Annotated in this window: 1 protein-coding gene; it reads left to right on the forward strand. The window is 69.3% G+C overall.

What is annotated here, in order from left to right; all coding sequences use genetic code 11:
- Positions 1-264 precede the first annotated feature (264 nt).
- On the forward strand, positions 265-1,485 hold the full coding sequence (locus tag GJE22_RS09875) for an IS110 family RNA-guided transposase (protein WP_144688613.1): 1,221 nt from the start codon (positions 265-267) through the stop codon (positions 1,483-1,485).
- Positions 1,486-1,573 lie beyond the last annotated feature (88 nt).

The following is a 1,573-nucleotide window of genomic DNA, read 5'->3' on the forward strand; positions in this document are numbered from 1 at the left end:
CCTCCTCCTATATTGAAGTTGCCACTTCTCGCGCAGTGGCCGCGCTTCTTTACCCGTAGACGCGAATATGGGATAAAGGGCGCGAACGGGGCGGAGGGCGCGCGCTCCTCCTTGGGGTACGGCCCCTGTCGAGAGAATCGCGCCTCCGGCCCGCGGGTGGACGCGGATTAGGCAGAATGGCGTTCGGCGCCGGATCTCCCAGGAGGTTGCGCCCGCGGATTCCGAAGGAAAACCTTCGTCCCGCCGAGAGGACGGAGGGGAAAGATGCTCTACATCGGGATCGACGTCGCGAAGAGGTCGCACGTGGCGGCCGCGATGGGCGACGGCGGGGAGGTCGCCGTCGAGCCGTTCGAGTTCAGAAACACGCAGAGGGGGTTCGAGCGTCTGCTCGAGCGCCTCGCCAGACGGGGCGTCTCTGCCGAGGGGTCGCTGGTCGGCATGGAGGCCACGGGGCACTACTGGGTGGCGCTCTTCGACTTCCTCGCCGCCAACGGCTTCGAGGTCGCCGTCATCAACCCCATCCAGACCGACGCGTGGCGCAGGGTCGACACCGTGCGGCCGGCGAAGACCGACGGCATCGACGCCCTGCTCATCGCGGACCTCCTGCGCTGCAAGCGCTTCGAGCCCTCGGCGCTCGGGGACGAGGCGACCGAGGAGCTCAGGCAGCTCGCCCGGTACCGCTTCGAGCTCGTGCAGGAGCTCACCGCCCTCAAGAACCGGGCGACGGCGATCCTCGACCGGGTGTTCCCGGAGTACGAGCGGCTCTTCGCGGACAAGTTCGGCCCGACGTCGTCGGCGCTGCTCAAGGAGTGCGCCACGCCCGCCGACGTGCTGGCGGCGGACCCCGAGGCGCTCGCCGGGCTGCTCGCCGAGGCCAGCCGCGGCAGGCTCGGGCGCGAGAGGGCCGACGAGGTCGTCGAGGCCGCCCGCTCCTCGGTCGGCGTGTCCTTCGGCTCCCGGGCGCTCGCCTTCGAGCTCAGGGTGCTCGTCGAGCGCATGGAGTTCACCCGCGGGCAGATCTCGGAGCTGGAGGCGGAGATTGCCCGCGCGCTGTCCGAGACCGCCGGCAGGCACCTGACGAGCATACCGGGCGTCGGGCCCGCGCTCGCGGCGCTCATCGCCGGCGAGGTCGGCGACGCCGCGCGCTTCGAGACGCCCTCCAAGCTCGTCGCGTACGCGGGCATGGACGCGACCAGGCGCGTCTCGGGAGAGAGCCTCGACAGCCCCGGGCACCTCTCCAAGCGCGGCTCGTCGTACCTCAGGTGGGCGCTCATGCAGGGCGCCGACCGGGCAAGGAGGTTCGACCCGTACTTCGGGGAGTGCTACGCGCGCAAGATGTCCCAAGGGAAGCACCACTACGTCGCGCTCACCGCGGTCGCGCGCAAGCTCGCCGGCGTCTGCCTCGCCCTCATGAAGGAGGACAGGGACTGGTCGCCCGACCCGCCGGCCGGGCATCTCCCCGGTCACCTCTCGCAGAAGAGGTGACCGTTCGCGCCCTTTATCCCATATCCGGTTTTCAAGGTTCCTATCAAAAGTCTCCGGAATTACCCTTGACTCCTAATAGCAGGTCTCT

The organism is Enorma shizhengliae, from assembly GCF_009676995.1.
Lineage (GTDB): Bacteria > Actinomycetota > Coriobacteriia > Coriobacteriales > Coriobacteriaceae > Enorma > Enorma massiliensis.